The 339-nt window shown below is 48.1% G+C and carries 1 pseudogene; it reads left to right on the forward strand.

What is annotated here, in order from left to right:
- A pseudogene (tldD, locus tag R7E78_RS28155) lies at positions 1 to 339 on the forward strand (metalloprotease TldD); the annotation flags it as partial.

Raw genomic sequence — 339 nt, forward strand, 5'->3', positions numbered from 1 at the left:
CGCAGCAGGGCCAAAATGGCAAAGTTCAAGCATTCAAACGTTCGGAAAATCAAGCTTACTATGATGCGGTTAACCCGCTAGCAAGCTGGGAAAAACAACAAAAAACCGAGTTACTGATGTCTTTGGATGCGTACATTCGCACTAAAGAGCCTCTGATCAAAGAAGTTTCTATCAGCATCAGTGGCGTGCACGAGCAAATGCTAATTGCCGCTACAGATGGCACTTACGCTGGTGATACTCGTCCTCTTGTTCGACTATCCATCAGTGTACTTGCACAGAAAGGTGACCGTCGCGAGCGTGGCAGTGCTGGTGGTGGTGGTCGTTTTGGCTACGATTTCT

The sequence above is a fragment of the Vibrio sp. YT-19(2023) genome (assembly GCF_033337395.1).